General features: G+C 36.9%; 28 protein-coding genes and 1 other annotated feature. Of the genes, 27 read left to right on the forward strand and 1 reads right to left on the reverse strand.

Going from position 1 to position 23923, the window contains the following annotated elements:
* The first annotated feature begins 131 nt into the window (after positions 1–131).
* The 26 genes from BMY13_RS07320 (at position 132) to yajC (ending at position 21863) form a co-directional block, all read left to right on the forward strand.
* Positions 132–1073, forward strand: a complete 942-nt coding sequence (locus BMY13_RS07320) for an SPOR domain-containing protein (protein ID WP_175476741.1) — start codon at positions 132–134, stop codon at positions 1071–1073.
* A gap of 197 nt (positions 1074–1270) precedes the next feature.
* Positions 1271–1960, forward strand: a complete 690-nt coding sequence (gene radC / locus BMY13_RS07325; protein ID WP_092492428.1) for a RadC family protein — start codon at positions 1271–1273, stop codon at positions 1958–1960.
* Between the two features lie 238 nt (positions 1961–2198).
* The gene (locus BMY13_RS07330; protein ID WP_092503654.1) at positions 2199–3239 is read left to right on the forward strand and encodes a rod shape-determining protein; all 1041 of its coding nucleotides are present in this window, start codon (positions 2199–2201) and stop codon (positions 3237–3239) included.
* Positions 3240–3251: 12 nt separating this feature from the next.
* Positions 3252–4133, forward strand: coding sequence for a rod shape-determining protein MreC (gene mreC, locus BMY13_RS07335; protein ID WP_092492430.1), 882 nt, complete (start codon positions 3252–3254; stop codon positions 4131–4133).
* A complete protein-coding gene (mreD, locus tag BMY13_RS07340; protein WP_092503656.1) occupies positions 4133–4672 on the forward strand; it encodes a rod shape-determining protein MreD in 540 nt (179 codons plus the stop codon). The genes mreC and mreD overlap by 1 nt, the downstream gene beginning before the upstream one ends.
* Before the next feature lie 31 nt (positions 4673–4703).
* Positions 4704–5390, forward strand: a complete 687-nt coding sequence (gene minC, locus BMY13_RS07345; RefSeq protein ID WP_092492432.1) for a septum site-determining protein MinC — start codon at positions 4704–4706, stop codon at positions 5388–5390.
* Entirely contained in the window at positions 5383–6180 is a 798-nt protein-coding gene (gene minD / locus BMY13_RS07350; RefSeq protein WP_092492433.1) for a septum site-determining protein MinD, read from the forward strand. Before minC ends, minD begins: the two co-directional genes overlap by 8 nt.
* A 207-nt stretch (positions 6181–6387) precedes the next feature.
* Positions 6388–7155 (forward strand): M23 family metallopeptidase, encoded by a 768-nt coding sequence (locus BMY13_RS07355; protein ID WP_092492434.1) that lies wholly within the window; start codon positions 6388–6390, stop codon positions 7153–7155.
* Entirely contained in the window at positions 7142–8008 is an 867-nt protein-coding gene (locus BMY13_RS07360; RefSeq protein WP_092503658.1) for a site-2 protease family protein, read from the forward strand. The genes BMY13_RS07355 and BMY13_RS07360 overlap by 14 nt, the downstream gene beginning before the upstream one ends.
* Before the next feature lie 68 nt (positions 8009–8076).
* Positions 8077–8152: a sequence feature (ribosomal protein L21 leader region), on the forward strand.
* Positions 8153–8166: 14 nt separating this feature from the next.
* Positions 8167–8475, forward strand: coding sequence for a 50S ribosomal protein L21 (gene rplU, locus BMY13_RS07365; RefSeq protein ID WP_092503660.1), 309 nt, complete (start codon positions 8167–8169; stop codon positions 8473–8475).
* A 12-nt stretch (positions 8476–8487) separates the two neighbouring features.
* Positions 8488–8817, forward strand: coding sequence for a ribosomal-processing cysteine protease Prp (locus tag BMY13_RS07370; RefSeq protein ID WP_092492437.1), 330 nt, complete (start codon positions 8488–8490; stop codon positions 8815–8817).
* A gap of 14 nt (positions 8818–8831) precedes the next feature.
* Complete coding sequence (rpmA, locus tag BMY13_RS07375) at positions 8832–9122, forward strand: 50S ribosomal protein L27 (RefSeq protein WP_092492438.1); 291 nt, start codon at positions 8832–8834, stop codon at positions 9120–9122.
* Between the two features lie 163 nt (positions 9123–9285).
* Entirely contained in the window at positions 9286–9813 is a 528-nt protein-coding gene (locus BMY13_RS07380; protein WP_092492439.1) for a Spo0B domain-containing protein, read from the forward strand.
* Positions 9814–9827: 14 nt separating this feature from the next.
* Positions 9828–11108, forward strand: coding sequence for a GTPase ObgE (gene obgE, locus BMY13_RS07385; protein ID WP_092503662.1), 1281 nt, complete (start codon positions 9828–9830; stop codon positions 11106–11108).
* Between the two features lie 35 nt (positions 11109–11143).
* The gene (gene pheA, locus BMY13_RS07390; RefSeq protein ID WP_092492441.1) at positions 11144–11995 is read left to right on the forward strand and encodes a prephenate dehydratase; all 852 of its coding nucleotides are present in this window, start codon (positions 11144–11146) and stop codon (positions 11993–11995) included.
* Positions 11996–12620: 625 nt separating this feature from the next.
* A complete protein-coding gene (safA, locus tag BMY13_RS07395) occupies positions 12621–13727 on the forward strand; it encodes a SafA/ExsA family spore coat assembly protein (protein ID WP_092503664.1) in 1107 nt (368 codons plus the stop codon).
* Between the two features lie 19 nt (positions 13728–13746).
* Positions 13747–14682 (forward strand): protein kinase family protein, encoded by a 936-nt coding sequence (locus tag BMY13_RS07400; RefSeq protein ID WP_092503666.1) that lies wholly within the window; start codon positions 13747–13749, stop codon positions 14680–14682.
* 35 nt (positions 14683–14717) lie between these two features.
* The gene (nadE, locus tag BMY13_RS07405; RefSeq protein ID WP_092503668.1) at positions 14718–15461 is read left to right on the forward strand and encodes an NAD(+) synthase; all 744 of its coding nucleotides are present in this window, start codon (positions 14718–14720) and stop codon (positions 15459–15461) included.
* Between the two features lie 68 nt (positions 15462–15529).
* Positions 15530–16078 (forward strand): YhcN/YlaJ family sporulation lipoprotein, encoded by a 549-nt coding sequence (locus BMY13_RS07410; RefSeq protein WP_092492445.1) that lies wholly within the window; start codon positions 15530–15532, stop codon positions 16076–16078.
* 645 nt (positions 16079–16723) lie between these two features.
* Positions 16724–17455, forward strand: a complete 732-nt coding sequence (locus tag BMY13_RS07415) for a YebC/PmpR family DNA-binding transcriptional regulator (RefSeq protein ID WP_092492446.1) — start codon at positions 16724–16726, stop codon at positions 17453–17455.
* A gap of 102 nt (positions 17456–17557) precedes the next feature.
* A complete protein-coding gene (gene ruvA, locus BMY13_RS07420) occupies positions 17558–18163 on the forward strand; it encodes a Holliday junction branch migration protein RuvA (RefSeq protein WP_092492447.1) in 606 nt (201 codons plus the stop codon).
* A 16-nt stretch (positions 18164–18179) separates the two neighbouring features.
* Positions 18180–19181 carry a Holliday junction branch migration DNA helicase RuvB gene (ruvB, locus tag BMY13_RS07425; RefSeq protein WP_092492448.1) on the forward strand — a complete coding sequence of 334 codons (1002 nt, stop codon included), beginning with the start codon at positions 18180–18182 and terminating at the stop codon, positions 19179–19181.
* Positions 19178–19378 carry a DUF2905 domain-containing protein gene (locus BMY13_RS07430; RefSeq protein ID WP_175476742.1) on the forward strand — a complete coding sequence of 67 codons (201 nt, stop codon included), beginning with the start codon at positions 19178–19180 and terminating at the stop codon, positions 19376–19378. The genes ruvB and BMY13_RS07430 overlap by 4 nt, the downstream gene beginning before the upstream one ends.
* 19 nt (positions 19379–19397) lie before the next feature.
* On the forward strand, positions 19398–20426 hold the full coding sequence (gene queA, locus BMY13_RS07435) for a tRNA preQ1(34) S-adenosylmethionine ribosyltransferase-isomerase QueA (RefSeq protein ID WP_092503670.1): 1029 nt from the start codon (positions 19398–19400) through the stop codon (positions 20424–20426).
* 15 nt (positions 20427–20441) lie between these two features.
* Complete coding sequence (tgt, locus tag BMY13_RS07440; protein WP_092492450.1) at positions 20442–21581, forward strand: tRNA guanosine(34) transglycosylase Tgt; 1140 nt, start codon at positions 20442–20444, stop codon at positions 21579–21581.
* Positions 21582–21599: 18 nt separating this feature from the next.
* Complete coding sequence (yajC, locus tag BMY13_RS07445) at positions 21600–21863, forward strand: preprotein translocase subunit YajC (RefSeq protein ID WP_092492451.1); 264 nt, start codon at positions 21600–21602, stop codon at positions 21861–21863.
* Positions 21864–21950: 87 nt separating this feature from the next.
* Here yajC and BMY13_RS07450 read toward each other — a convergent pair whose 3' ends face one another.
* On the reverse strand, positions 21951–22334 hold the full coding sequence (locus BMY13_RS07450; RefSeq protein WP_092492452.1) for a TIGR04086 family membrane protein: 384 nt from the start codon (positions 22332–22334) through the stop codon (positions 21951–21953).
* 139 nt (positions 22335–22473) lie between these two features.
* Here BMY13_RS07450 and BMY13_RS07455 point away from each other — a divergent pair, with 139 nt between their 5' ends.
* Positions 22474–23775 carry an ArsB/NhaD family transporter gene (locus tag BMY13_RS07455; RefSeq protein WP_092503673.1) on the forward strand — a complete coding sequence of 434 codons (1302 nt, stop codon included), beginning with the start codon at positions 22474–22476 and terminating at the stop codon, positions 23773–23775.
* The last annotated feature ends 148 nt before the right edge of the window (positions 23776–23923 follow it).

A 23923-nucleotide genomic window follows, 5' to 3' on the forward strand; every position in this document is an offset into this window, starting at 1 on the left:
AGGTCCCCATTTTTTCTGTAGAAAATAATCAGTTTATGTTGAACGTTTTTTTGAAAGAGTGACAACAATCGCCTTACTTTTTACTAGTCATGTGCTAGAGTGAAACAAACTCGGACATGGAGGGGAAATGGTTGGTAAAAGATAATAAAATTACAGTATGGATGGGTGGAAAGAAGACAACGTTAAAACGAGATGATCATCCAGATGAAAGATACTCCATCAAGGAATTTAATAAAGACTATTCTGCTGCCACGCTGGAAGAAGCTAATGGTGATGAAGTACCTACATTTGTTAGGAGACATAGCGAAGATAGTAATAATGAACATTACTTCGGTCGAAAATCCAGATTCAGCTCTTTTAAACCAATAATCCTTGCCTCGATTTCCGCTATCATAATTGGGTCTGTGTTAGGTTTCTTTATGTTGAACATGTTTGTTGATATTGATAAAGGTCTTAGTCAGCAAAATTACACTATACCTACCACAGTAGAAGATGATGAGGAGGCAACCAAGGAAGATGATGATAAGGAAACGGCTTCGGACGAAGTTATCTCAGCAGCCCAAATTCAATCAATGAATGCATTTGTATTACAGGCAGGGAAATTTGGAGATGAAGCAAATGCTAATGAAATGAAAGATAAGTTCAATCAAGCTGGTTTTTCTGCAATGATCTGGCTAGAAGGTAATTTTTACTACGTTTTAGCAGGAATCGCGAACTCAAAGAATAAGGCAAATCAACTAGCTAATGAGCTCAGCGAAAATCAATTAGAGGTTTTTGTGAAGAACTGGGGTACAGAATCAAGTGAAATTAAACTAACTGAAGATGAAATCAGCTGGCTCAAGGCTTATAATAAACAATGGACTGAATCATTGGCTTCAGTGAACAAGAATGAAAACTTATCAGAAGATGGGTGGGCAAATATTGTAAATACTATACCCGATGATTCAAAAAACATTAGTGAATTTACCACATTTCTAAAAAAAGAGATTTCTGAACTGGTTAAAGCAAACAAATGGCAAGAACAGCGTTTGTTGTTAAATTTATGGTATCAATTTAATCTTTTAGTGAATTAACTATACAGGGATTCAAAAAATAAGACAAATAGTCGGTTTTGCATTTTAGCATGATTTCTTAAGTGTAAAGATAAATTTTCTTGTAGTATAATTTGAAAAATAGGCGATGAAATGAGTCCGAAAATGGTTTTTTGTTAAGTTGTTCAAATTTGAATAAATAGATAATATGAATTTATCTTAACAAAGGAGGACTGTTGATGACTTCATCGACTATTATGATTAAGGATGTACCTAAGGAAGATCGTCCACGTGAACGACTGCTTAAATTAGGTTCAAGTCATTTGTCTAACCAGGAGCTACTCGCAATATTGCTTGGAAGTGGGACAAAAGACGAATCAGTAATGACATTATCCAATCGTGTCTTAATGCACTTTGAGGGGTTAAACCTGCTTAAAGACGCTACGATTGAGGAACTGACAGCGATTAAAGGTATCGGAGAAGCTAAAGGCGTATTACTGCTTTCAGCAATGGAGTTAGGGAGACGAATGAACCAATATAAGCCGAATGAACGATATATTATTCGGTCTCCAGAAGATGGAGCAGATTATGTCATGGAAGAGATGAGAAACCTGAATCAGGAACATTTTGTTGTATTATTTTTAAATACTAAAAACCAAATCATTCATCGTCAAACTATTTTTATCGGAAGTTTGAATGCTTCGATCGTACATCCGCGTGAAGTGTATAGAGAAGCCGTCAAACGCTCTGCAGCTTCAATTATTTGTGCTCACAATCATCCCTCCGGAGATCCAGCCCCATCCCAGGAAGATATACATGTTACTAGACGATTAGTTGAATCAGGAAAGATGATAGGTATAGAACTTCTCGACCATTTGGTTATTGGTGATCGTAAATTTGTCTCTTTAAAAGAAAAAGGATACTTATAACACTATCTATTTTTTAATTTTTTTCGTATAATTGTATAGAAGTAAAAGTTGGCGCCAGTTTCCGGATTTTTATTGAAATTGGCGCTTATTATAATTATCTTAATGGATAAAGATGTTTACTTTAAGTTATAAAAATGTTTAAAATTATGAGTTGAAGTTATATTGCAACACTAAAGCTAAATAGATATAGTAAAGCTACATACAACTAACGAATTTGTTATTTGAAAGGGAGATTTCTTTGGGAGGATTTAGTTTTTCACAGGATTTAGGAATAGATTTAGGTACTGCAAATACACTTGTATTCGTAAAAGGAAAAGGTGTTGTTGTTCGCGAACCAACAGTAGTTGCGAAGAATATTCAAACAGGTGAAATCGAAGCTGTGGGAAGTGCAGCAAGAAATATGATTGGACGGACTCCTGGAAATATTTCTGTTGTTCGACCAATGAAAGATGGTGTAATTGCGGACTACGACACTACTGCAGTAATGATGAAGTATTATATAAAAAAAGCCATGCGAAATCGGTCCATGTTTGCTAGAAAGCCAAATGTAATGATCTGTGTGCCATCTGGTATAACAATGGTTGAAGAACGCGCAGTTATTGATGCGACAAAACAAGCTGGTGCGAAGGGTGCTTACCCTATTGCTGAGCCATTTGCAGCAGCTATAGGTGCAGGATTACCTGTATGGGAACCAACAGGCAGTATGATTGTTGATATTGGTGGAGGTACTACTGAAGTTGCTGTTATTTCACTTGGTGGAATTGTGACGAGTCGATCGATTCGAACAGCAGGTGATGACATGGATGAGTCTATCACCAATTATATTCGCAAACATTATAATTTGATGATAGGTGAGCGCTCTGCAGAATCGATTAAAATGGATATTGGAACTGCAGGAGAAATTACCGAAGATATCGAAATGGATATAAGAGGTCGTGATTTATTAACAGGTCTACCGAAGACGATCTCGATAACAGCAAAAGAAATAGCTGTTTCCCTAAATGATACAGTTCAGGCCATTATTGATGCAGTCAAAAACACATTGGAGAAAACACCTCCTGAATTAGCTGCAGATATAATGGATCGCGGAATTGTTTTATCTGGCGGAGGATCTCTTTTAAGAAACTTAGACAAAATAATTAGTGATGAGACAAAAATGCCTGTTTTTGTTACAGAAGACCCTCTGGATAGTGTAGCAATTGGGACAGGTAAATCATTGGAATACATTCAACACTTTCGATCCCATCCGAATGTATCATCTCGTCCTACTATTGAGTAAGTAGGTGTTTTTATGCCAATTTTTCAAAAAAAAAGATTGTTCATTCTATTAATTGGAATTATTATTCTTGTTGCAATGATAGGTTTTTCCTTAAGGGATAGAGATAATCTTTCGACACCAGAGCAGTTTATAAAAGATACGGTAGGATGGGCGCAAAATATAATACACACTCCAGTAAACTATGTAACGACTATTTTTACAAATATTGATGACATTAAGAATACGTATAATGAGAATCAGCTATTACGAGAAAAATTAGCTCAATATAAAAGTTTGGTTTATGAAGTGCAGGAAATAAAAGAAGACAATGACGAACTACGTGAAACACTTAATAAAACAAAATCTATTCAAGATTACAATCCGATTCAGGCAACTGTAATGTCCAGATCTCCTGAACAGTGGATTGAACAAGTAACGATTAACAAAGGAATACAAGATGGCGTAAAAGAAAATATGGCAGTCATTACAGCAGAAGGTATGGTTGGTAAAATACAGACTGTTTCGCAATTTACATCAACTGTTAAATTGCTTTCGGGCTTTGATCAATTTAACCGGATATCAGCAACTATTTCTCAAGAAGAAAGCAATGATATTTTTGGGCTGATTGAAGAATATGATGATGAATCGAATAATTTATTATTTAAAATTATCGAGGAGTCTAATAAAGATATTGAAAAAGGAGAATTAGTTGTTTCTTCTGGTATGGGCGGAGTATTTCCGGCTGGATTGCCAATAGGAACAGTTAAAGAGGTTAAGCCTGACCAATATGGTTTAACACGAACTGCTCTAATCGAACCAGCAGCAGACATGTATGAGATTAATAATGTGATTGTTGTTAATCGTGCACTCGCTGAAGATGAAACATCCAAAGATACCGAGGAGGATAATGAGTAATGAAGCGAATAATTATTCCCCTTATCCTCTTTTTATTTCTTGTATTAGAAGGTGTTGCACTGGAATTATTACCTGTTTCGCTAGCGAAGAGTGACTTGGTAATAGTGCCCCATTGGGTCTTTGTATTTCTGTTGCTTCTAACTATTTTCTATGATAGAGAAAACACATATTTTTCCGTTTTGTATGGATTATTATTTGGTTTGTTAATTGATATTGTCTACACAGGAGTTTTAGGTGTCTATATGTTCTCCTATGCCTTGGTAATATACATTATTCACGGACTTACGAAAATGCTTCATGCTAATTTCTTTGTAAGCCTACTACTTGGAATGATAGGGTTGATATTGTGTGAAGTTTTTATTAATGCTATCTATACTGTAGTTGGAATATCAGATATGATATGGAAGGATTATCTAATTTATCGAATGGCACCAACAGTAATTGCCAATATCGTGTTTTTAGCCGCATTATATCCGATTATGTTAAAAAAACTTAGCAGCTGGAGAAATGAACAATTATCTACAAATACTACATTTTAATGTCTAGGTAAATTATTGAGGTGAGCTTATTGTGATTGATAAGAAACAAATGATAATCATTAAGGGTACAAAGGACGGACTAACATTATTCATTGAGGATCAAGCGTCGTTTGAAGAGGTTATGGATGAACTAAGTGATAAACTTGCAGAGAATAATCCCAGCCATGATGAACCAGTGGTATCTGTAACAGTGAAGTTAGGGAACAGATACCTTAATGATAAGCAAAAAAAACAGTTAAGTGATTTGATAGGTAATAAAAACCGTTTCTCTATACAATCCTTTGATTCAGAAGTCATTCGCAGGGATGAGGCAATAACTTGGAAAGAGGATAGTGAAATCAAATCAATTAATAGAATAGTAAGGTCGGGCCAGGTTTTAGAAGTGGTTGGAGACCTGCTGCTAATAGGTGATGTGAATCCTGGTGGTAAAGTAGTTACAACAGGCAATATTTTCATTATGGGCAGTCTTAGAGGAATCGCGCATGCTGGACTAAATGGTGATCGTGATGCAGTAATTGCTGCATCATATATGAAACCTAGTCAACTTCGTATAGCAGATTATATTAGCCGAGCTCCAGATTATGAATCTGAGGGAGTTTATATGGAATGTGGTCTGATTGATGAGAAACAGGATAAGATTGTTATTGACCGACTTCAAGTTCTTTCACATAAACGAAAAGAGATAAGCGGGTTTGAAAGGAGAATGCAGAATGGGTGAATCAATAGTAATAACTTCTGGTAAAGGAGGAGTTGGTAAAACAACCACAACTGCAAATATCGGTACTGCTTTGGCTTTAATGGAGAACAAGGTTTGTCTTATTGATACAGATATTGGTTTGAGAAACCTTGACGTTGTAATGGGACTCGAAAATCGTATAATCTTTGATATTGTTGACGTTATTGAGGAACGCTGTAAACTTAAACAAGCATTAATAAAGGATAAGCGATTCGATCATTTAACACTTCTACCTGCAGCACAAACTAGTGATAAGACAGCAGTAACAACTGAAGGAATGCAGAAAATTGTTGAAGAATTAAAACAGGAATATGATTACATTATTATTGATTGCCCGGCCGGGATAGAGCAAGGATTCCAAAATGCAATTGCTGGAGCAGATAAAGCGATTGTTGTAACTACCCCTGAGAAATCGAGTGTTAGAGATGCAGACAGGATTGTAGGATTATTGGAAAAAGAGGATATAGAATCTCCAAAACTAGTAATAAACCGTATTCGTAATCATATGATGAAAAGCGGAGATATGTTAGATATAGATGATATTATTCAAATTTTATCTATCGACTTAATAGGTATTGTGATTGATGATGATGAAGTTATTAAAGCGTCAAATCACGGTGAACCTGTTGCTTTTCAGCCAAATTCAAAGGCATCAATTGCATATCGAAATATTGCTCGGCGAATATTAGGTGAGACTGTTCCACTACAGTCACTTGAAGTTGAAAAAGGCGTGTTTCAAAAGGTTAAAAGTTTCTTCGGAATGCGCTCATAATATAAAATTTTTACATGTGAAAAGCCACATATAGGTTTTTTGCATGTTTTTTTATCTAAAAGATAGGAAATTAATTTTAAATGGTTTCCCTATCAAGATTGTCACATCATTCTAATCCCGTTCGAAGAATTCTACTATTATTCTTAACATATCCTTAACCTTTTGCACATAGACTTGTACAAAAGCATGATGAGGGTTGTGAGGATAATGAATAAAGGGATTAAAAAAGTAAGAAAATCAATTAATCAACGGAAAAAAATGCGAGGATTGAATCCAAAAGATAAACATTCAAAGCAATTCTTGCCATCTTTTCCACAGGAAGAAGAGAAACATGGCTATTTCCCTATTTTCACCGACAACACCAGTACGTCAAAAAATACTAGTCAGCGTGTTTCTGGATTTGCTGTCAAGGGAATTCTTTCAGTAATGCTTTTCTTTGGTACAGCCCTGTTGTTCCAAACTGATGCAGAATTATTAATAGGGCCCAAAAAGTGGACAGGCAATGCCTTAACTGAAGAATTTCCTTTTGCTAGCGTCAATCAATGGTATCAGGAAACATTTGGAGCGCCAATGGCATTGGCACCAAATCAGAATCAAAATGCAGATGAAGGACAATCACTTGCTTTACCTGTTTCGGGAAGTGTGTCAGAATCATTTCAAGCAAACGGTACTGGAATTCTGATAGCACCTGAAAAAGCGTCGAATATATCATCTTTACGTGAAGGAGTGGTTATATTTGCGGGAAATGATAAAGAGACTGATAAGACAGTAATTGTCCAGCATGCAGATAACAGCAAAACGATTTATGGATATTTAAGTGCCGTTGATGTTCACTTGTATCAGTTTGTGAATAAAAATGAAGATCTAGGAAAATTCACACCATCTGCAGACAATGAAATGGTTTATTTCGCAATTGAAAAAGATAATGAATATGTGGATCCTGTACAGGTGATTAAAGTTGATGACTCTCCGTAGATTTATTCCTGTAATACACATTCATCCGATATTATTAATATTTATTATCGTTTCATTTCTGACTGGTACATTCATAGAATTAATGATTATATTAGGAATTGTATTATTCCATGAATTTGGTCATTTCATAATGGCTAAAGTGTTTAAGTGGCGTATTAGAGGAATTATGTTATGGGTTTTTGGTGGTGTAATGGATACCGACGAGAATGGGACAAGCCCCTTGTCTGAGGAAATAATGGTTACCATTGCAGGGCCATTTCAACATTTATTCATCTATGTGCTGCTATTATTTTTGTCTGCAAATAGTATAGTACCATCTTCGATTATCGAGTTGGCATTCTTTTATAATAGTGCAATACTATTATTTAATTTACTGCCGCTTTGGCCTTTGGATGGTGGTAAGCTATTATTCCAGATTCTTTCAGCATTATTACCGTATCGTAAGGCGTACGATTTTGTTATTATTTTTTCAATATGTACTTGTATTATATTCTTAGTCGTACAATTACTTTTCATCCCGTTCACACTTAGTGCTTTTATGCTATTTCTATTTTTACTTGTTGAAAATAGGTCAGACTGGAAACAGCGTTATTATGTTTTCATGCGCTTTTTGTTGCGACGATATCACGGTGAGTCTTATATAAAGGGGGTTCGCCCCATAGAAGTATCTCATCATATTTTTTTGATGGATGTATTCAGTAATTTTTATCGAGAAAAGAGACATTCTATATATGTTACATTTCCTGGAAATATTCGGGAATCTATTGATGAGATGGATTGTTTGCACAGTTATTTTCATGAGAGAAATTACAGTAAGCCAATTGGTGAAATTACAAGTCATCTTTCAGGGTGATTTTCTATGCGGTAGCTTGACAAATGTTTTCCAAACGTGGTAACATCAATACGTTAAACATCGTAGCACCAGTGCTACAACCGCGCAGAGCAGGTTATAAACTCGAAGTGTTGGGTACCTGTAATGGCGAGTCTTAGTTGATTAGGGAGGTGCAAGATATGTACGCAATTATTGAAACAGGCGGTAAGCAAGTGAAAGTTGAAGAAGGACAAGAAATCTACGTTGAAAAAGTAGAAGCAGATGCAGATGAAGCTGTTACTTTTGAAAATGTTCTTTTCGTAGGTGGAGATGATGTTAAAGTAGGTGCGCCATATGTAAGTGGTGCAACAGTAACGGCAAAAGTTGAGAAACAGGGTCGTAAGAAAAAGATAACTGTTTTCAAATATAAGCCAAAGAAAAACTATCACCGTAAACAAGGTCATCGTCAGCCATACACAAAATTAGTTATTGATAAAATTAACGCATAAAGGTTTTGGCTTATGATTAATGTAACTGTATATCGAAATAATAATCAAATTACCATGTTTGAATTATCCGGACATGCAGACAGTGGTCCGTATGGATATGATTTAGTTTGTGCAGGTGTTTCGGCTGTATCATTTGGTGCAGTAAATGCAGTTATGGAACTGTCTGAAGCAGAGCTTGAGATCGAACAGGGAGATGAAGGTGGATATCTTTGTGTAACTGTTCCTGATCAGTTGGATAAGGCTGTTTCGGATAAAGTTCAACTTTTGTTCGAAGGTATGTTTATTTCATTAGAAACCATAGAACGTGAGTATAGCAAGTTTGTTACTATTCAAAGTAAATAAGGAGGTGCAACAACATGCTACGTCTAGATTTACAGTTTTTCTCTCAGAAAAAAGGTGCAGGTAGTACTAAGAACGGTCGTGATTCAGAATCGAAACGTCTTGGTGCAAAACGTGCGGATGGCCAGGTTGTTACTGGTGGATCTATTTTATTCCGTCAACGCGGGACAAAAATTTATCCTGGTGTTAACGTAGGCCGCGGTGGAGATGACACATTATTTGCAAAAATCGATGGTATCGTTAAATTCGAACGCTATGGTCGTGATCGCAAAAAAGTGAGTGTATATCCTGTTGCCCAGGAAGCTTAATAGGTATTTAAAAACTCCAGCCAATTTCATGGTTGGAGTTTTTTTTAGCAGTTAAGAAAGTATAAATACTTCCATGCTGCATAAGTGCAATTAAGGTTTACGTCACTTGGCGACAATCCAAGTTTTTTAATGGTATACTTTCTTTACTATCGGGGGGAGAAATATGGAGGAAAAGGATGTTATAGAGATTCTGCGCCATTATCGCCATGATTTACTGAACCACCTACAGATTATCCAAGGTTATTCAAGTATGGGTAAGACAGACAAGGTAAACGCGAAAATTGCAGAATATCTGCAGCTCTTGGATGAAGAACGGAAACTAGTTAATTTAAATGTGCCATTGTTTGCATTATCATTAATTCAATTCGATTCCCTACATACCAATTTTCTTTTGACATATCATATACATACAGAGAATAAAGACTTAAAGCATATAGATGAAGCGTTGGTAAGTAGCACTAGTCAGCTTATGAACGAGATTAAAGATATGGCTGATGAAACAGAATTATATGAAGTGTGTTTACAAATGTGTGAAGTGTCTTCATCATCTATGATAGAATTAAAACTTAATGTTAATGGCAATTTACCTAATATTGAAAAGTTAATGAAAAATATAGAAAGTATGGAACTGGTTATAGAGACACATCAGGATTCAGATGGAATCGTGTGTTTAGTTAATATCCCATACTAATGAGGTGAGCAATAATGTTTGTAGATCAGGTTAGTGTATATGTTAAAGCAGGAGATGGCGGAAATGGCCTTGTGGCATATCGTAGAGAAAAGTATGTCCCTTTAGGTGGACCTGCAGGTGGTGATGGAGGCAATGGCGGCAATGTTGTTTTTAAAGTTGATGAAGGACTTAACACATTAATGGACTTCCGATATAACCGTCATTTTAAAGCAAAACGCGGTGAGAATGGGATGAATCAAAATCAGCACGGTAAAAATGCAAACCCATTAATTATAGCTGTACCGCCTGGCACAACGGTAGTTGATGAGGAATCAAAAGAAGTGATTGCAGATTTAACCACACATGGTCAAGAAGCTGTGATCGCTAATGGAGGCCGTGGAGGACGTGGGAATTCTCGTTTTGCTACTCCAAGGAATCCTGCACCAGAGATAGCAGAAAACGGTGAGCCTGGTCAGGAACGTAATATTAAAGTGGAATTAAAATTACTTGCAGATGTGGGATTAGTCGGTTTTCCAAGCGTTGGAAAGTCTACATTATTATCAGTAGTTAGTGCTGCAAAGCCTAAGATAGCTGACTATCACTTTACAACGTTAGCGCCAAACCTTGGAGTCGTTGATACAGCAGATAATCGGAGTTTTGTGATGGCTGATTTACCAGGTTTAATTGAAGGTGCCCATGAGGGGATTGGATTGGGTCATCAGTTCTTACGTCATGTTGAGCGTACTCGAGTAATTTTACATGTGGTTGATATGTCTAGTTTTGAAGGCAGAGATCCATACGATGATTTTGTGAAGATTAATCAGGAGTTAGAAGAATATGATAAACAGTTGATGGAAAGACCACAAATTATTGCAGCTAATAAGATGGACATGCCTGGTGCTGAGGAAAACTTACAGGAATTTAAAGCGAAATTAACAGATGAATATCCCGTCCATTCTATCTCTGCATTAACGAAAGATGGATTGCGAGACATTTTGTTTGAAATTGCAGACACATTGGATAAGATACCTAAGCATTCTAATGTGATAGAAGATGTTGATGAAAAGGTTGTCTATCGGTATAAAAAAGAAGAAACTCCATTTACGATTACGCGAGATTCTGATGGTGCATATGTGTTGTCAGGTACTAAAATAGAAAAATTATTTAAAATGACTGATTTTGCCAAAGATGAAGCGGTACAGCGTTTTTCTAGGCAAATACGCGGAATGGGTGTTGACGACGCTCTACGGAAACGTGGAGCTAAAGACGGTGACACCATTCGAATTATGGATTTTGAGTTCGAATTTATTGAGTAGGCATAGTAGGTATTTGCGATAAGGGGGACTAGGATATGGTGAAAATAGGTTATTTAGGGCCACGTGGCACATTCACAAAATTAGCTGTAGATACTGCATTTAACGGGGAAGACAAACACAGCTTCGATACGATTCCGGAATGTATAGATGCTGTTGAAGAAAATCGAATTGATATTGGTGTAGTTCCACTTGAAAATGCAATTGAGGGAACAGTACAGTTAACAGTTGATTATCTTGTACATCAAGTGAGGTTACCAATTATTGCTGAAATCGTTGTACCAATACAACAGCATTTACTTGTAGACTCAATTTTCTCAGGTGATTTATCAAACTTGGAAGAAATTCATTCGCATAGTCATGCAATTGCACAGTGTCATCAATTTATTCATAAATATATGCCTGATGCAGCAATAAATTTTACGTCTTCTACTGGAAAGGCAGCTGAGGTAGTTAGCAAAAGTGACAAGAATATTGCTGCTATTGGCAATAAGCTGGCAGCCGAAGAATACGGGTTAAGGATTTATCAGGAAAATATTCATGATTACCCAAATAACCATACAAGATTTGCAGTGTTGGCAAAAAATGAAGACATTGTTAAGATAAAACACGATAAACAAGCTGAAAAGACCAGCTTATTAATAACGTTGCCGAGTGATTATGCTGGTGCACTTCATCAGGTGCTTTCTGCGTTTGCTTGGCGTAAAATGAATCTGTCAAAAATAGAGTCAAGACCCATGAAAACTGGGTTAGGAAATTATTTTTTTATAGTAGATGTCAATCAACCATACGATGGTGTACTTTTTCCAAGTGTTCAGGCTGAATTGGAGGCACTGGGATGCAAGGTAACAGTCTTAGGTACTTATCCCGTTTACCAAATGAATATCTAAAATTAGCCGTTTACCTTTTAAATAGGGTGAACGGTTTTTGATTTTTGGCTCTTTCGTAAGTTTTGTTGCTTTTTAATCGTCATAGTTGATATAAACTGCGAACTAACTGCTAGAATAATCTCTATAAACTCTCGTCCCGCTGTCCGGGGTCGCTACGGGCGGATGCTTTCCGCGGGCACGGCCTCAGCCTCCTCGAGAAAACCACTCTGCGGGGTCTTCGGACACGTGCTATTCCCGCAGGAGTCACCGCCCTCCGCTCACCCGGACTAGTGTAGCTGTCACACATTTATTCTATAGCGATTCCTACTCCAGTCAACAGCGAAGTGTATTTCCGGAGCGGCATAATAGCACTCAAACTTTTTGAAAAGTACTTCGCAGTTTATATCAACTAGGTATTGATTTTATTTACAAAGCAATAATCTTTTAGAAAAGCCTTAATTTTTTGCGGATAGGAAAGTGAAATTTTTGGTAACCAGTATAAGTGTAACTAAGATTTTTGCTATTACACCCTGGTAATAACCAAGTCTTGTAAAAAAATTATTTCAACTTTTACAATTTCTTTGCATATGTTGTTAATGAGTGATTTGCCTAGTTTTAAATTGAAACGAAAGGAGTATGGTTTGATTTGAAAATTCACATTGTACAAAAGGGCGATACATTATGGGAGATAGCTAAAAATTATGGAGTAGATTTCGAACAAGTAAAACAGTTAAACCCGCAATTATCTAGCCCAGATATGATAATGCCTGGCATGAAAATTAAAATACCCAGTACATCAAAGCCAGTTAAGAAGGAAACAATGCAGATGAAAGAAACTCAAAAGCCGACCACACAGCAACCGTACAAAGACACCTCTCCAAAGCCTATACCAGTAGTTAAAGAAGATGATGAGAAAAAGCCAAAAAGCTTACAACCGAAAACGCCTATGCAGCCGAAAATGCAACCAAAAATGCCTATGCAACCTATGATGCAAATGCCAATGATGGAACAAGAAATGAATAACTATACCACTATAAACTTGCCTGAGATGCCTCAATATCCAATTCAAGAGGAAGAGCCAGAAAAGATGCAACAAATGCCTATGCAACAGCCAATGATTCCAATCTATTGTTTGTGCCCTCCACCTCCGATGCACCACGCTGTTCCAAATGCAATGGGGAAGAAAGATTGTGGATGCGGCGGATCACAACCAATGGTGAGCCCAATGCCTAATCAGCACCCAAATCAATACCCAGATCTGAGTCAAATGCCTAATCAGCACCCAAATCAATACCCAGATCTGAGTCAAATGCCAATGCAGTACCCAAATCAGTACGCAGGTCAGAGTCAAATGCCAATGCAGTACCCAAATCAGTACGCAGGTCAGAGCCAAATGCCGATGCAGTACCCAAATCAGTACGCAGGTCAGAGCCAAATGCCGATGAATAATAATCCGTACCATTATGGAAACATGATGGAATCAATTGAGTCTTCGCCTAGTATGGAGATGCCTGTGAAACCAACACAGAGCCCTCAGTTGAATAATTTCAGTCCATTTAATGCACAGGTTCCACCGCAGACAATGGGAGCACAGCAAGGATTTCATTCACCAAATATGCCACCACAATCATACCCACATTTCGCAAATGCCGCTAATAATAATATGCCATATCCATCACCACCAGGTTTTGATGATAATTCAATGTTTGATTTCCGCGAAGATGAAGATGAGGACGATTCGAAAGGTGAGTAGCTTTATTCAAGGAGACGAGATGAATTATGATCGTCTCTCTTCTTTTTTATATAAAAATGGAATGCTTGATACACGAGACATGAATAGTATCAATCGTAATGTTTTTTATATAAAAACTTTTAATGACAAATCCTTTATTTTAAAAAAGCATCGTAATAAAACACGAATGGAACAACAATGGAGTTTTTTTGAACAGATAAAATCTCCTGATATAATCCCGTTTGAACACTTTCCAAATCAGAAGAAATTTATTTATGACAAATCATACTATTGGACAATATCTCCTTATATTCGTGGGAAAAAATTAAATTATCTAGTTGACAAAGATAGAATAGAAAGTCTGGAAACGTTAAAGAAATTTCACGGGCAAGCTTCAGGAATTAATGTGTTAAATCGTTTAAAAAAAGATATATTTTACCTTCGTTGGTATAAAAGATTACAAACATTTAAAAAGACATATTATATTTTTGAGGATTATCATTTTAAATCATTGTTTGAGGATATAGTACAAACGACAGAAAAACAGTTGCAGATTGTTTCTGAAATTCCGTGGAACAGGTTGGAGCAAAAAGCTAAAATAAATGGCAATTGGGTACATGGAGATGTCGCTTCTCATAATTTTATTCGTAATCAAAAAAGAATATTTATAATCGACTTTGATCTTCTTTTATGTGCACCACAATTATACGATTATATTCAGCTGGGACAGCGCTTTTTACCGTATATAAACTGGAACCTAAATAGATTGCTTTCTTACAATATGGTTGAGGAGAGATATTTAAAGGCATGGTTATTAGCTATATTGATACCAAGTGACGTACTAAGGGAATGGATACACTTTTTGTATAACACCTCAAATAGATCAATTCACAATTATTTATCCAAAATGGAAGCGGACTGGTTGAAAAGGCAATCATTTTTAAATAGTGCTAAATTAATGCTAAAATCAATGTAGAAATCTTTACTTTAGATAAAGGAGCGGAAAACATTATGGAAAAAGTAGTAGATGAGATTGTGCAATGGTTGCAGGAACGCGTGAAAGAAGCTGGTGTAAACGGGTTGATGGTAGGTGTAAGTGGTGGTCTTGATTCTGCGGTTGTAGCACACTTGATTCAGCGAGCATTTCCTGAAAATTCCCTAGGTGTTATGATGCCTTTGGATAGCAATCCAAACGATATGGTTCACGCAAAAAAAGTAATTGAAAGCTCCAGGATACATGAACTTACTATAGATCTTACAGAAACACATCATGTAATGTATGAAAATATTAAGAAACAACTAAAACAAAAAAATGAATTCAAAGAGAAAAATGATCAGCTGGCAGGAGCTAATCTTAGAGCAAGATTACGCATGAGTTCGTTATATACTGTTGCAGCTAATTACAATTACCTGGTTGTCGGAACAGACAATGCAGCAGAGTGGTACACGGGCTATTTCACAAAATATGGCGATGGCGGAGTAGATATTTTACCAATTGTAGAATTTACGAAACAAGAAGTAAGAGAAATGGCTAGTTATTTAGGCGTTCCAGATGAAATTGTTCATAAGGATCCAAGTGCAGGACTTTGGGAAGGACAAACAGATGAAGCTGAGATGGGTACAACTTATGATAAAATTGATGCCTATTTAAAAGGTGAGGAAATTCCGGAAAAAGATAAAGAGGTTATTGAAAGAATGCATAGTCGTACTGCACATAAGCGAAATCCTGTAAAACAATTCAATTTATCGAAATGATAATTCCCTTTATTTAACTGTTTAAAAAAATCTCTCTTATACAATCTAATGGTAAGGGAGGTTTTTTTATGTCGATAAAAATTCTAACAATAATTTCAGTCATTATTTTTGCTTTGGTTGGATGTGGAACAGAAGAAGGAAAGCAAGATAACACTGAAAATATGAATTCACAGCCGATTAATTACGAAACGAAAGAAGAACAAAAAGAACGAACTGGTAATAAAGAACCAAATCTTGGTGAAAAAGGCGGGTATCCTCAAAGCGAGCAAACTGAGATGAACGATGGTGACGCTAGCGGTCAAAGTGATTTATATACCAATCAAACTTCCATTTTAATAAGTAAGAAATTAAAAGAACGAAGGGAAGTTATTCAAGCCCAAGTTGCTGTAACTGATGATAAAGCAATTGTTGGAGTGATAATAAGCCCTAGTTCACCTCCAAACATGAGAAAAATCCTAAAACAAGAGGTTCATGAAATGGTACCAAACCGAGAAGTTGAAGTATATACAGATGACATTTACTGGGATCGTATGCGAAATAAGGATGCAAAGCTGGACCAACTAAATGGTGATATGAATGAGTTTCTCAATGAATTTTTTAATACTACGAGGGATTAAAGTCTTTGCGATGCAAAGGCTTTTTATTCTTTAAGAAACTGGAACTAAAAAAAAATTTAAGTGCTGAGGATAGATGGACTTCGGAATCAGCCACGTCCAGATCCGGCATACTGACAGAAGTACTAGTGCCCGGACACCACAGGACGTGGCGTTCTCACCGGCTAACGCCTAGTAAACTTCCTTCTCTACGATAAGATATAAAGGATGTTCGATTAACATTACCACATCGTGTGGCAACGTCGAACTCTTCCACGTCCTGTGGGACAACTTACACTCTTCGTATATCCTTTTCGCTTTCCAAGCATAAGATTCACTTTGACTTTCCCCATCATTGGCGATAAGCCTGGTTTATCTAATCTTAGGGGAAAGGAAGATCGACTAATCCGGCCGGCTTCGACCCACCTGCAGCGCTGCGAACATTCCATACGGCGCTGAACATGCCCTTGCTCTTTTGTTCTTTACTTATCTTTTTATTAGTATCGTTTCTCATCCTGTTTAGGTGGTGTTGTTTTAGAAAATATGTTTAAGTTTTAAATGACACTTTTTTTATCTGGGATTCGATTGTAGTAGTAGAACCATCACTTTAATGATTCAGCTATTTTTGGTATAGTTAAAAAGGGAAATATACAGAGAGGAGAATGTCCTATGGCTGGTCATTCTAAATGGAAGAATATTCAAAAGAGAAAGAATGCACAAGATGCAAAAAAAGGAAAAGTATTTATGCACCATGCTAAAGAAATCTATACGTCAGCCAAGCAAGGTGGAGGAGATCCGGAAATGAATGCCTCCCTTAGATTAGCAGTTGACAAGGCTAAGGCTGATAACATGCCGAACGAAAATATTGATCGAGCAATTAAGAAAGCAACAGGAGCACTGGATGGTGCTAGCTTTGAGGAATTAACTTACGAAGGCTATGGTCCAGGTGGTGTTGCTGTTATTGTCAATATTTTAACAGATAATAAAAATAGAACTGCTGCTGAAATTAGGCATGCCTTTAAGAAGAATAATGGAAACCTAGGCGAAAATGGAAGTGTATCCTTTATGTTTGACCGAAAAGGATATATTGTTATTACAAATGAGGACGGAGCAATTGATGAAGAAGAAATCACACTGGGGGCCATTGAAGCAGGTGCAGAAGATATAGTCATAGAAGAGGGCGCATATGAAATAATTACAGCACCAGAGGATTTTAATGCAGTGTGTGAATATTTACGTGAAAGTGGTTATCCATTGGAGAGTTCAGAGATCACCTTCATTCCACAAACATATAGTTCTCCTTCTGAAGATGATGAGAAAAATATGCTGAATCTGATTGAGATGCTTGAAGACAATGAAGATGTTCAAGATATCCACCACAATTTAGAGGAGTCAGAATAAGGCAACAAAACTTCTATTCTTGCGATATGAGAATGGGAGTTTTTATTCCTTATGTGTATAGTTATGTTAGAATAGGTGCAGGAATGTAAAGGAGAAGGTCGGATGATTGCATACATAAAGGGGACATTATCAACTATTCAGGAAGATGCAGTAATTGTGGATGTACAAGGAGTTGGGTATGAAATTGTTTGTGCTAATCCTTTTTTATTTCAGTCTGAATTAAATAATGAGATAACAATAAATACGTACCATTATGTGCGGGAAGATACACAGGTACTATATGGCTTTAAAAATGAAGATGAAAAATATCTGTTCACAAAGCTTATTTCCGTCTCAGGAATTGGGCCAAAAGGTGCGTTAGCAGTTTTAGGAAGTGTTGACGTAACAGGTTTTGTTGAAGCTATTGAGCGAGAAGATGATAAATTTTTGACAAGTTTTCCTGGGGTAGGTAAAAAAACAGCCAGACAAATTATTCTAGACTTAAAAGGTAAGCTAACCTCTATGGTTTCTGTTTCCGGTGAACAGGAAATAGTAGATACAAGTAACCCGAAGACAAGTGATAGTATAAGTGAAGCTCAGGAGGCTTTGAAATCGTTAGGCTACACAGAACGTGAAATTAAAGCAGTCGTTCCACAGCTGCAATCAGAAAATAATAGTAATACGGATGAGATTATTCGAAAAGCACTTGCATTACTAATGAAAAATTAACAAGGGGGGGGATAATATGGATGAGCGAATGGTCACAGGTGAATTACAAAATGAGGATTCTACTGTTGAGCTTAGTCTCCGCCCTGTAAATCTAAATCAGTATATCGGTCAACAAAAAGTTAAAGAGAACTTAAGTATTTTTATTCAGGCAGCAAGAATGCGTGAAGAACCACTTGATCATGTACTGTTATATGGACCACCAGGTCTTGGCAAGACAACACTGGCAGCAATTATTGCGAATGAAATGGGTGTACAGTTCCGATCTACTTCTGGTCCTGCGATTGAACGAGCCGGGGATTTGGCAGCTATTCTGTCATCACTTGAACCAGGTGATGTACTGTTTATCGATGAGGTGCATCGGCTTCCACGGGCTGTTGAAGAAGTGCTGTACCCTGCAATGGAGGACTTTTTCCTTGATATTGTAATTGGTACAGGTCCCAGCGCGAGATCAGTTCGGATCGATTTACCTCCATTCACGCTTGTTGGTGCAACAACACGCGCCGGTTTACTGTCAGCCCCATTACGAGATAGATTTGGTGTACTTAGCCGGCTGGAATTTTACGAAGCTAAAGATCTATGTTCAATTGTAGAACGGACTGCAGATATATTTGAAACGACAATTACCAAAGAAGCAGCCGGTGAAATTGCGCGGAGATCAAGAGGAACCCCACGAATTGCCAACCGTTTACTAAAGCGAATTCGTGATATCTCTCAAGTGAAGGGTGAAAAAGAAATCAGTTTAAAAACCACTGACCTTGCACTGGAAATGCTGCAGGTAGATGATGCTGGATTAGATCATATTGATCACAAGCTGTTAAAAGGTATTATAGATGGTTTTCAAGGTGGACCAGTTGGTTTGGATACGATTGCAGCAACAGTTGGAGAAGAGTCTCAAACGATTGAAGATGTATATGAGCCATATTTATTACAAATTGGGTTTATCCAGCGTACACCAAGGGGTAGGCTAGTAACCCCGAAAGCTTACCAACATTTTGGAATATCAGGGAACGATACATGATGAACGCAGGGAAATTATTTATACTCCTAGGTATTATATTTGTAGTGATTGGTTTGATTTGGACATTTGTTGGCAGGATTCCTGGTGATATTAGTTTTAAAAAAGGAAATTTTTCATTTCACTTTCCAATCATGACTTCCATTGTTGTAAGTATTATTTTGACACTTGTGTTTTATATCCTGGGTAAATTTCGGTAAATATAGTAAGGAGAGCATCATGAACATAGAGGATTTTGATTTTGAATTACCAGAAGAATTAATTGCTCAAACACCACTAAAGGAGCGTGCTTCATCTCGTTTATTAGTATTAAATCGAGACACGAAGGAAGTTGCACACAAGTATTTTACGGATATTAAGCAGTACCTTAAAAAGGGTGATTGTCTTGTATTAAACAATACGAGAGTTTTACCAGCAAGGCTGTATGGCGTAAAAGAAGATACAAGTGCTAAAATAGAAGTACTGCTTCTTCACCAGCAAGATGAGGATGAATGGGAAGTACTGGCAAAACCAGCCAAGAAAGTTAAAGTAGGGACAACGCTCGTATTCGGTGAAGGTAAAATTCGTGCAACATGCACGGCGCTTAAGGCTCATGGCGGCCGAATTTTTGATTTTTCATATGAAGGCATTTTTTACGAAGTTCTTGATGAGTTAGGTGAAATGCCATTGCCTCCATATATAAAGAAACAACTATCTGAAATGGAACGCTATCAAACTGTATATGCAAAAGAAGAAGGGTCAGCAGCCGCCCCTACTGCCGGATTACACTTTACAAATTCACTATTGGATGAGTTAAAGAGCATGGGTGTAACTATTGCCTTTATTACGTTACATGTCGGGCTGGGCACATTTCGCCCGGTCAGTGTAGATAATATTGATGACCACACGATGCATGCTGAATTTTATCATATGACCAAAGAGACTGCTAATACATTATCACAAGTTAAACAAGCAGGTGGAAGAATTATTTCAGTTGGTACCACTTCTACAAGAACACTTGAAACTATTGCCAGAGATAATAATGGACAATTTGCAGAATCGAGTGGTTGGACTGATATATTTATTTATCCTCCATATCAATTTCAAGCAATTGACGGGCTAATCACCAATTTTCATTTGCCTAAATCAACATTGATTATGTTAGTAAGTGCACTCGCTGATCGGGAGAGTATTTTAAATGCATATAATGAAGCTGTTAAAGAAAAGTATCGATTTTTCAGTTTTGGTGATGCGATGTTAATCTTATAAAAAGGAACGAATATAATGACAGCAATTACGTATGAACACATTAAAACTTGTAAACAGACAGGTGCAAGACTTGGGAAAGTACACACGCCACACGGCTCATTTGACACACCCACATTTATGCCTGTTGGCACATTGGCTACAGTTAAAACCATGAGTCCAGAAGAACTCCAGCAAATGAATGCAAATATTATTCTATCTAATACATACCATCTTTGGCTAAGACCTGGTGAGGACATTATTAGAGAAGCTGGTGGTCTTCATAAATTCATGAATTGGGATGGAGCAATATTAACCGATTCTGGCGGATTTCAGGTTTTTAGCTTAAGTAAAATGCGTGACATTAAAGAGGAAGGCGTGCATTTTCGGAGTCATTTGAGTGGAGAGAAGCTTTTTCTATCACCAGAAAAGGCAATGGAGATTCAGAATGCATTGGGCTCAGATATTATGATGGCATTTGATGAATGTCCGCCATACCCTGCAACACATAATTATATGAAAGCTTCTGTGGAACGAACGTCACGCTGGGCTGAACGCTGTTTGAATTCTCACCAGCGCCCCTCTGACCAAGGTTTATTTGGAATTATCCAAGGCGGAGAGTATGAAGAGTTGCGTAAACAAAGTGCAGCTGATTTAACGTCAATGGATTTTCCTGGATATGCAATAGGGGGTCTTTCTGTTGGTGAACCAAAGGATGTTATGAATCGTGTTCTGGAATTTACTACACCATTATTGCCGAGCAATAAGCCGCGGTATTTAATGGGGGTAGGATCACCTGACTCGTTAATTGATGGAGCTATTAGAGGAATTGATATGTTTGATTGTGTACTACCGACACGTATTGCCCGCAATGGTACATGCATGACATCCAATGGCAGACTAGTCGTCAGAAATGCGAAATATGCACGAGACTTTAGTCCAATTGATGAGAATTGTGATTGTCATGTATGCAAAAATTACTCCCGTGCTTATATCCGACACTTAGTCAAATGTAATGAAACATTTGGATTCAGACTTACTACTTACCATAATCTCTTTTTTCTGTTAAAATTAATGGAACAAGTACGAGCAGCTATTAATGATGATCGACTTGGCGATTTTAAAGAAGCATTCTTTGAACAATATGGTCTTAACCAACCGAATGCAAAAAACTTTTAGGAAAGGAGGGAATTATTAATGGATATGCTAATATCTCTAGCACCGATTATTCTAATGTTTGTTATTTTTTATTTCTTGCTTATTCGTCCGCAACAGAAAAAACAAAAGCAGGTTAAACAAATGCAGTCTGATCTTCAAAAAGGAGATGAAGTAATAACAATCGGCGGCTTTCATGGTGTTGTTCATGCAATTGACGAGAGCACTGTTATTATTCAATCCGGTGATGGTGTTAAACTTACGTATGATCGTACAGCCATCCGCGAAGTAAAAAGCAACCAATAATAAATAAAAGCACTAATACTTTATGATTATACATAAAGGAAACAAAAGAAGCTGGTACATTGTGTACTAGCTTCTTTTCTATATGATTTAATTATTATTTTCTGTTGCTACAAAATTAACTCCGATGACTCCACCTATAATTGCTGCTAAGATAAACCCAATATGATGGAGTGACTGTTCTATCGAAAAAGCCTGCTGATAACCAAGGTACTGTACTAGGAAAGTAAAAAATGTAAATCCGATCCCCGTCATAGAGCCGATGATCCAACCTTTTTGCTTACTCTTGACTCCTGCAACAAGCCCTCCTATAAATAAGCAAATTAAACCTATTGCTAATGTTAGCCATGATAAAGTGGTTTCTTCCATTGTTGTAAATCGAAGTAAGAAGGCCAGAATAATACTAGTTAAAAGAATTAAACCGAGAATTATAATCCAACCATACATCAGGGCAGTAAATTGCTGTTTTTGCATGATGCTAATCCCCCTTTCCATTGTTTGTCCATGTACTTTCATTCTATTCAGGTAAATAAAAAATAGACTGAAAATATTTTGCATATCTCAGCATATATTTGTAAGAAGAGATTATTTTTATCATGAAAGAGGATGCTGCATGGAAGTAATATTAGCAACTGTTATTTTTATAATTAGTTACGTTTTTATTATGACTGAGAAAATAAATCGCGCTGTTGTTGCACTTTCTGGCGGGGCCTTATTGTTGTTAACTGGGGTTTATAGTGCCAATGAAATGTTCATGCACTATATTGATTGGAATACTATTGCTTTATTATTCTCCATGATGCTACTTATATCGATAACGGAAAAGACAGGGCTTTTTTCCTTTATTGCTATTCGATTTGCACAGAGAGTTCGTGGTTCACCTATTCCATTGTTTATTGGAGTAAGTATATTGACTGCTATTGGATCAGCGTTACTTGATAATGTTACAACGGTCTTGATATTTGTACCAATTATTCTTAAAGTTACGAAACAATTAAGTCTTCCTGCATTTCCATATCTGCTAATTATTATTTTTAGTTCTAATATTGGAGGTACTGCCACACTTATAGGTGATCCACCAAACATAATGATTGGACAAGCTGTTGACCATCTTACCTTTCTATCGTTCGTTAATCATCTGGCACCACTGGCTATAATTATTTTTATAATAATGCTGGCATTAATGGTGCTGTTGTTCAGAGGCACATTAACTGCTCAGAAAACGAACATACACGAATTAATGGCAATGGATGCATCATCATTTCTGGTGAAATCACCTATGTTATATCAATCTGTTTTTGTGTTAGTTCTTACATTATCAGGCTTTATGCTTCATTCAATTTTGCATATTGAACTGACAATAATAGCGCTAAGTGGAGCGATACTACTTTTGCTGTTAACAGAGAAAGAAATTGAAACAGAGCATATCTTTGCAAAAGTTGAATGGGTTACATTGTTTTTTTTCATTGGATTATTTACCTTAGTAGGTGGGCTTGAAGAAGTTGGGATTATTGATGAAATGGCCAGAGCGATTGTTCGTTCAACAGAAGGTGATTTTTCAAAAACTGCTATACTTATACTATGGATTTCGGGACTATTTTCAGGAATCGTCGATAACATACCATTTGTTGCAGCAATGATTCCAGTAATAGAAGAATTTGAGAGTTATGGAATGGTTTATTTGGATCCCATATGGTGGTCATTAGCACTAGGAGCATGTTTAGGAGGAAATGCAACATTGGTTGGGGCCTCTGCAAATGTCGTGGTTGCAGGATTAGCTGAGGGTTCAAATCAAAAGATACCATTTATTCGATTTATGTTGTATGGAATACCATTTGTACTGTTTTCGCTTATTATATCAACTATTTATGTTTACGTTCGCTATCTAATTCCGTATATGTCACAAGGACTATAAGCAACATAACGCTTAAGAAAAGCGTTATGTTGTTTTTGTTTTGTTATTTTCTGAAATAGTGAGCAAAATCCAGCGTAGGATATACACGGAGACCCCAGTAGGCACCAGCTAAAAGCGGTCACGTCCTGTGACCAATGCCGGTACTAGA

It is taken from the genome of Virgibacillus subterraneus (assembly GCF_900110695.1).
Taxonomy (GTDB): Bacteria; Bacillota; Bacilli; order Bacillales; family Amphibacillaceae; genus Lentibacillus; species Lentibacillus subterraneus.

Coding starts and splice junctions, on each gene's coding strand:
- minD (WP_092492433.1), top strand. CDS start 5,383: ATGGGTGAATCAATAGTAATAACTTCTGGTAAAGGAGGAGTTGGTAAA.
- BMY13_RS07400 (WP_092503666.1), top strand. CDS start 13,747: ATGAATTATGATCGTCTCTCTTCTTTTTTATATAAAAATGGAATGCTT.
- obgE (WP_092503662.1), top strand. CDS start 9,828: ATGTTTGTAGATCAGGTTAGTGTATATGTTAAAGCAGGAGATGGCGGA.
- ruvB (WP_092492448.1), top strand. CDS start 18,180: ATGGATGAGCGAATGGTCACAGGTGAATTACAAAATGAGGATTCTACT.
- mreD (WP_092503656.1), top strand. CDS start 4,133: ATGAAGCGAATAATTATTCCCCTTATCCTCTTTTTATTTCTTGTATTA.
- BMY13_RS07415 (WP_092492446.1), top strand. CDS start 16,724: ATGGCTGGTCATTCTAAATGGAAGAATATTCAAAAGAGAAAGAATGCA.
- rpmA (WP_092492438.1), top strand. CDS start 8,832: ATGCTACGTCTAGATTTACAGTTTTTCTCTCAGAAAAAAGGTGCAGGT.
- BMY13_RS07380 (WP_092492439.1), top strand. CDS start 9,286: ATGGAGGAAAAGGATGTTATAGAGATTCTGCGCCATTATCGCCATGAT.
- BMY13_RS07355 (WP_092492434.1), top strand. CDS start 6,388: ATGAATAAAGGGATTAAAAAAGTAAGAAAATCAATTAATCAACGGAAA.
- yajC (WP_092492451.1), top strand. CDS start 21,600: ATGGATATGCTAATATCTCTAGCACCGATTATTCTAATGTTTGTTATT.
- BMY13_RS07450 (WP_092492452.1), bottom strand. CDS start 22,334: ATGCAAAAACAGCAATTTACTGCCCTGATGTATGGTTGGATTATAATT.
- queA (WP_092503670.1), top strand. CDS start 19,398: ATGAACATAGAGGATTTTGATTTTGAATTACCAGAAGAATTAATTGCT.
- BMY13_RS07430 (WP_175476742.1), top strand. CDS start 19,178: ATGATGAACGCAGGGAAATTATTTATACTCCTAGGTATTATATTTGTA.
- pheA (WP_092492441.1), top strand. CDS start 11,144: ATGGTGAAAATAGGTTATTTAGGGCCACGTGGCACATTCACAAAATTA.
- nadE (WP_092503668.1), top strand. CDS start 14,718: ATGGAAAAAGTAGTAGATGAGATTGTGCAATGGTTGCAGGAACGCGTG.
- ruvA (WP_092492447.1), top strand. CDS start 17,558: ATGATTGCATACATAAAGGGGACATTATCAACTATTCAGGAAGATGCA.
- mreC (WP_092492430.1), top strand. CDS start 3,252: ATGCCAATTTTTCAAAAAAAAAGATTGTTCATTCTATTAATTGGAATT.
- BMY13_RS07410 (WP_092492445.1), top strand. CDS start 15,530: ATGTCGATAAAAATTCTAACAATAATTTCAGTCATTATTTTTGCTTTG.
- radC (WP_092492428.1), top strand. CDS start 1,271: ATGACTTCATCGACTATTATGATTAAGGATGTACCTAAGGAAGATCGT.
- rplU (WP_092503660.1), top strand. CDS start 8,167: ATGTACGCAATTATTGAAACAGGCGGTAAGCAAGTGAAAGTTGAAGAA.
- BMY13_RS07370 (WP_092492437.1), top strand. CDS start 8,488: ATGATTAATGTAACTGTATATCGAAATAATAATCAAATTACCATGTTT.
- tgt (WP_092492450.1), top strand. CDS start 20,442: ATGACAGCAATTACGTATGAACACATTAAAACTTGTAAACAGACAGGT.
- BMY13_RS07360 (WP_092503658.1), top strand. CDS start 7,142: ATGACTCTCCGTAGATTTATTCCTGTAATACACATTCATCCGATATTA.
- BMY13_RS07455 (WP_092503673.1), top strand. CDS start 22,474: ATGGAAGTAATATTAGCAACTGTTATTTTTATAATTAGTTACGTTTTT.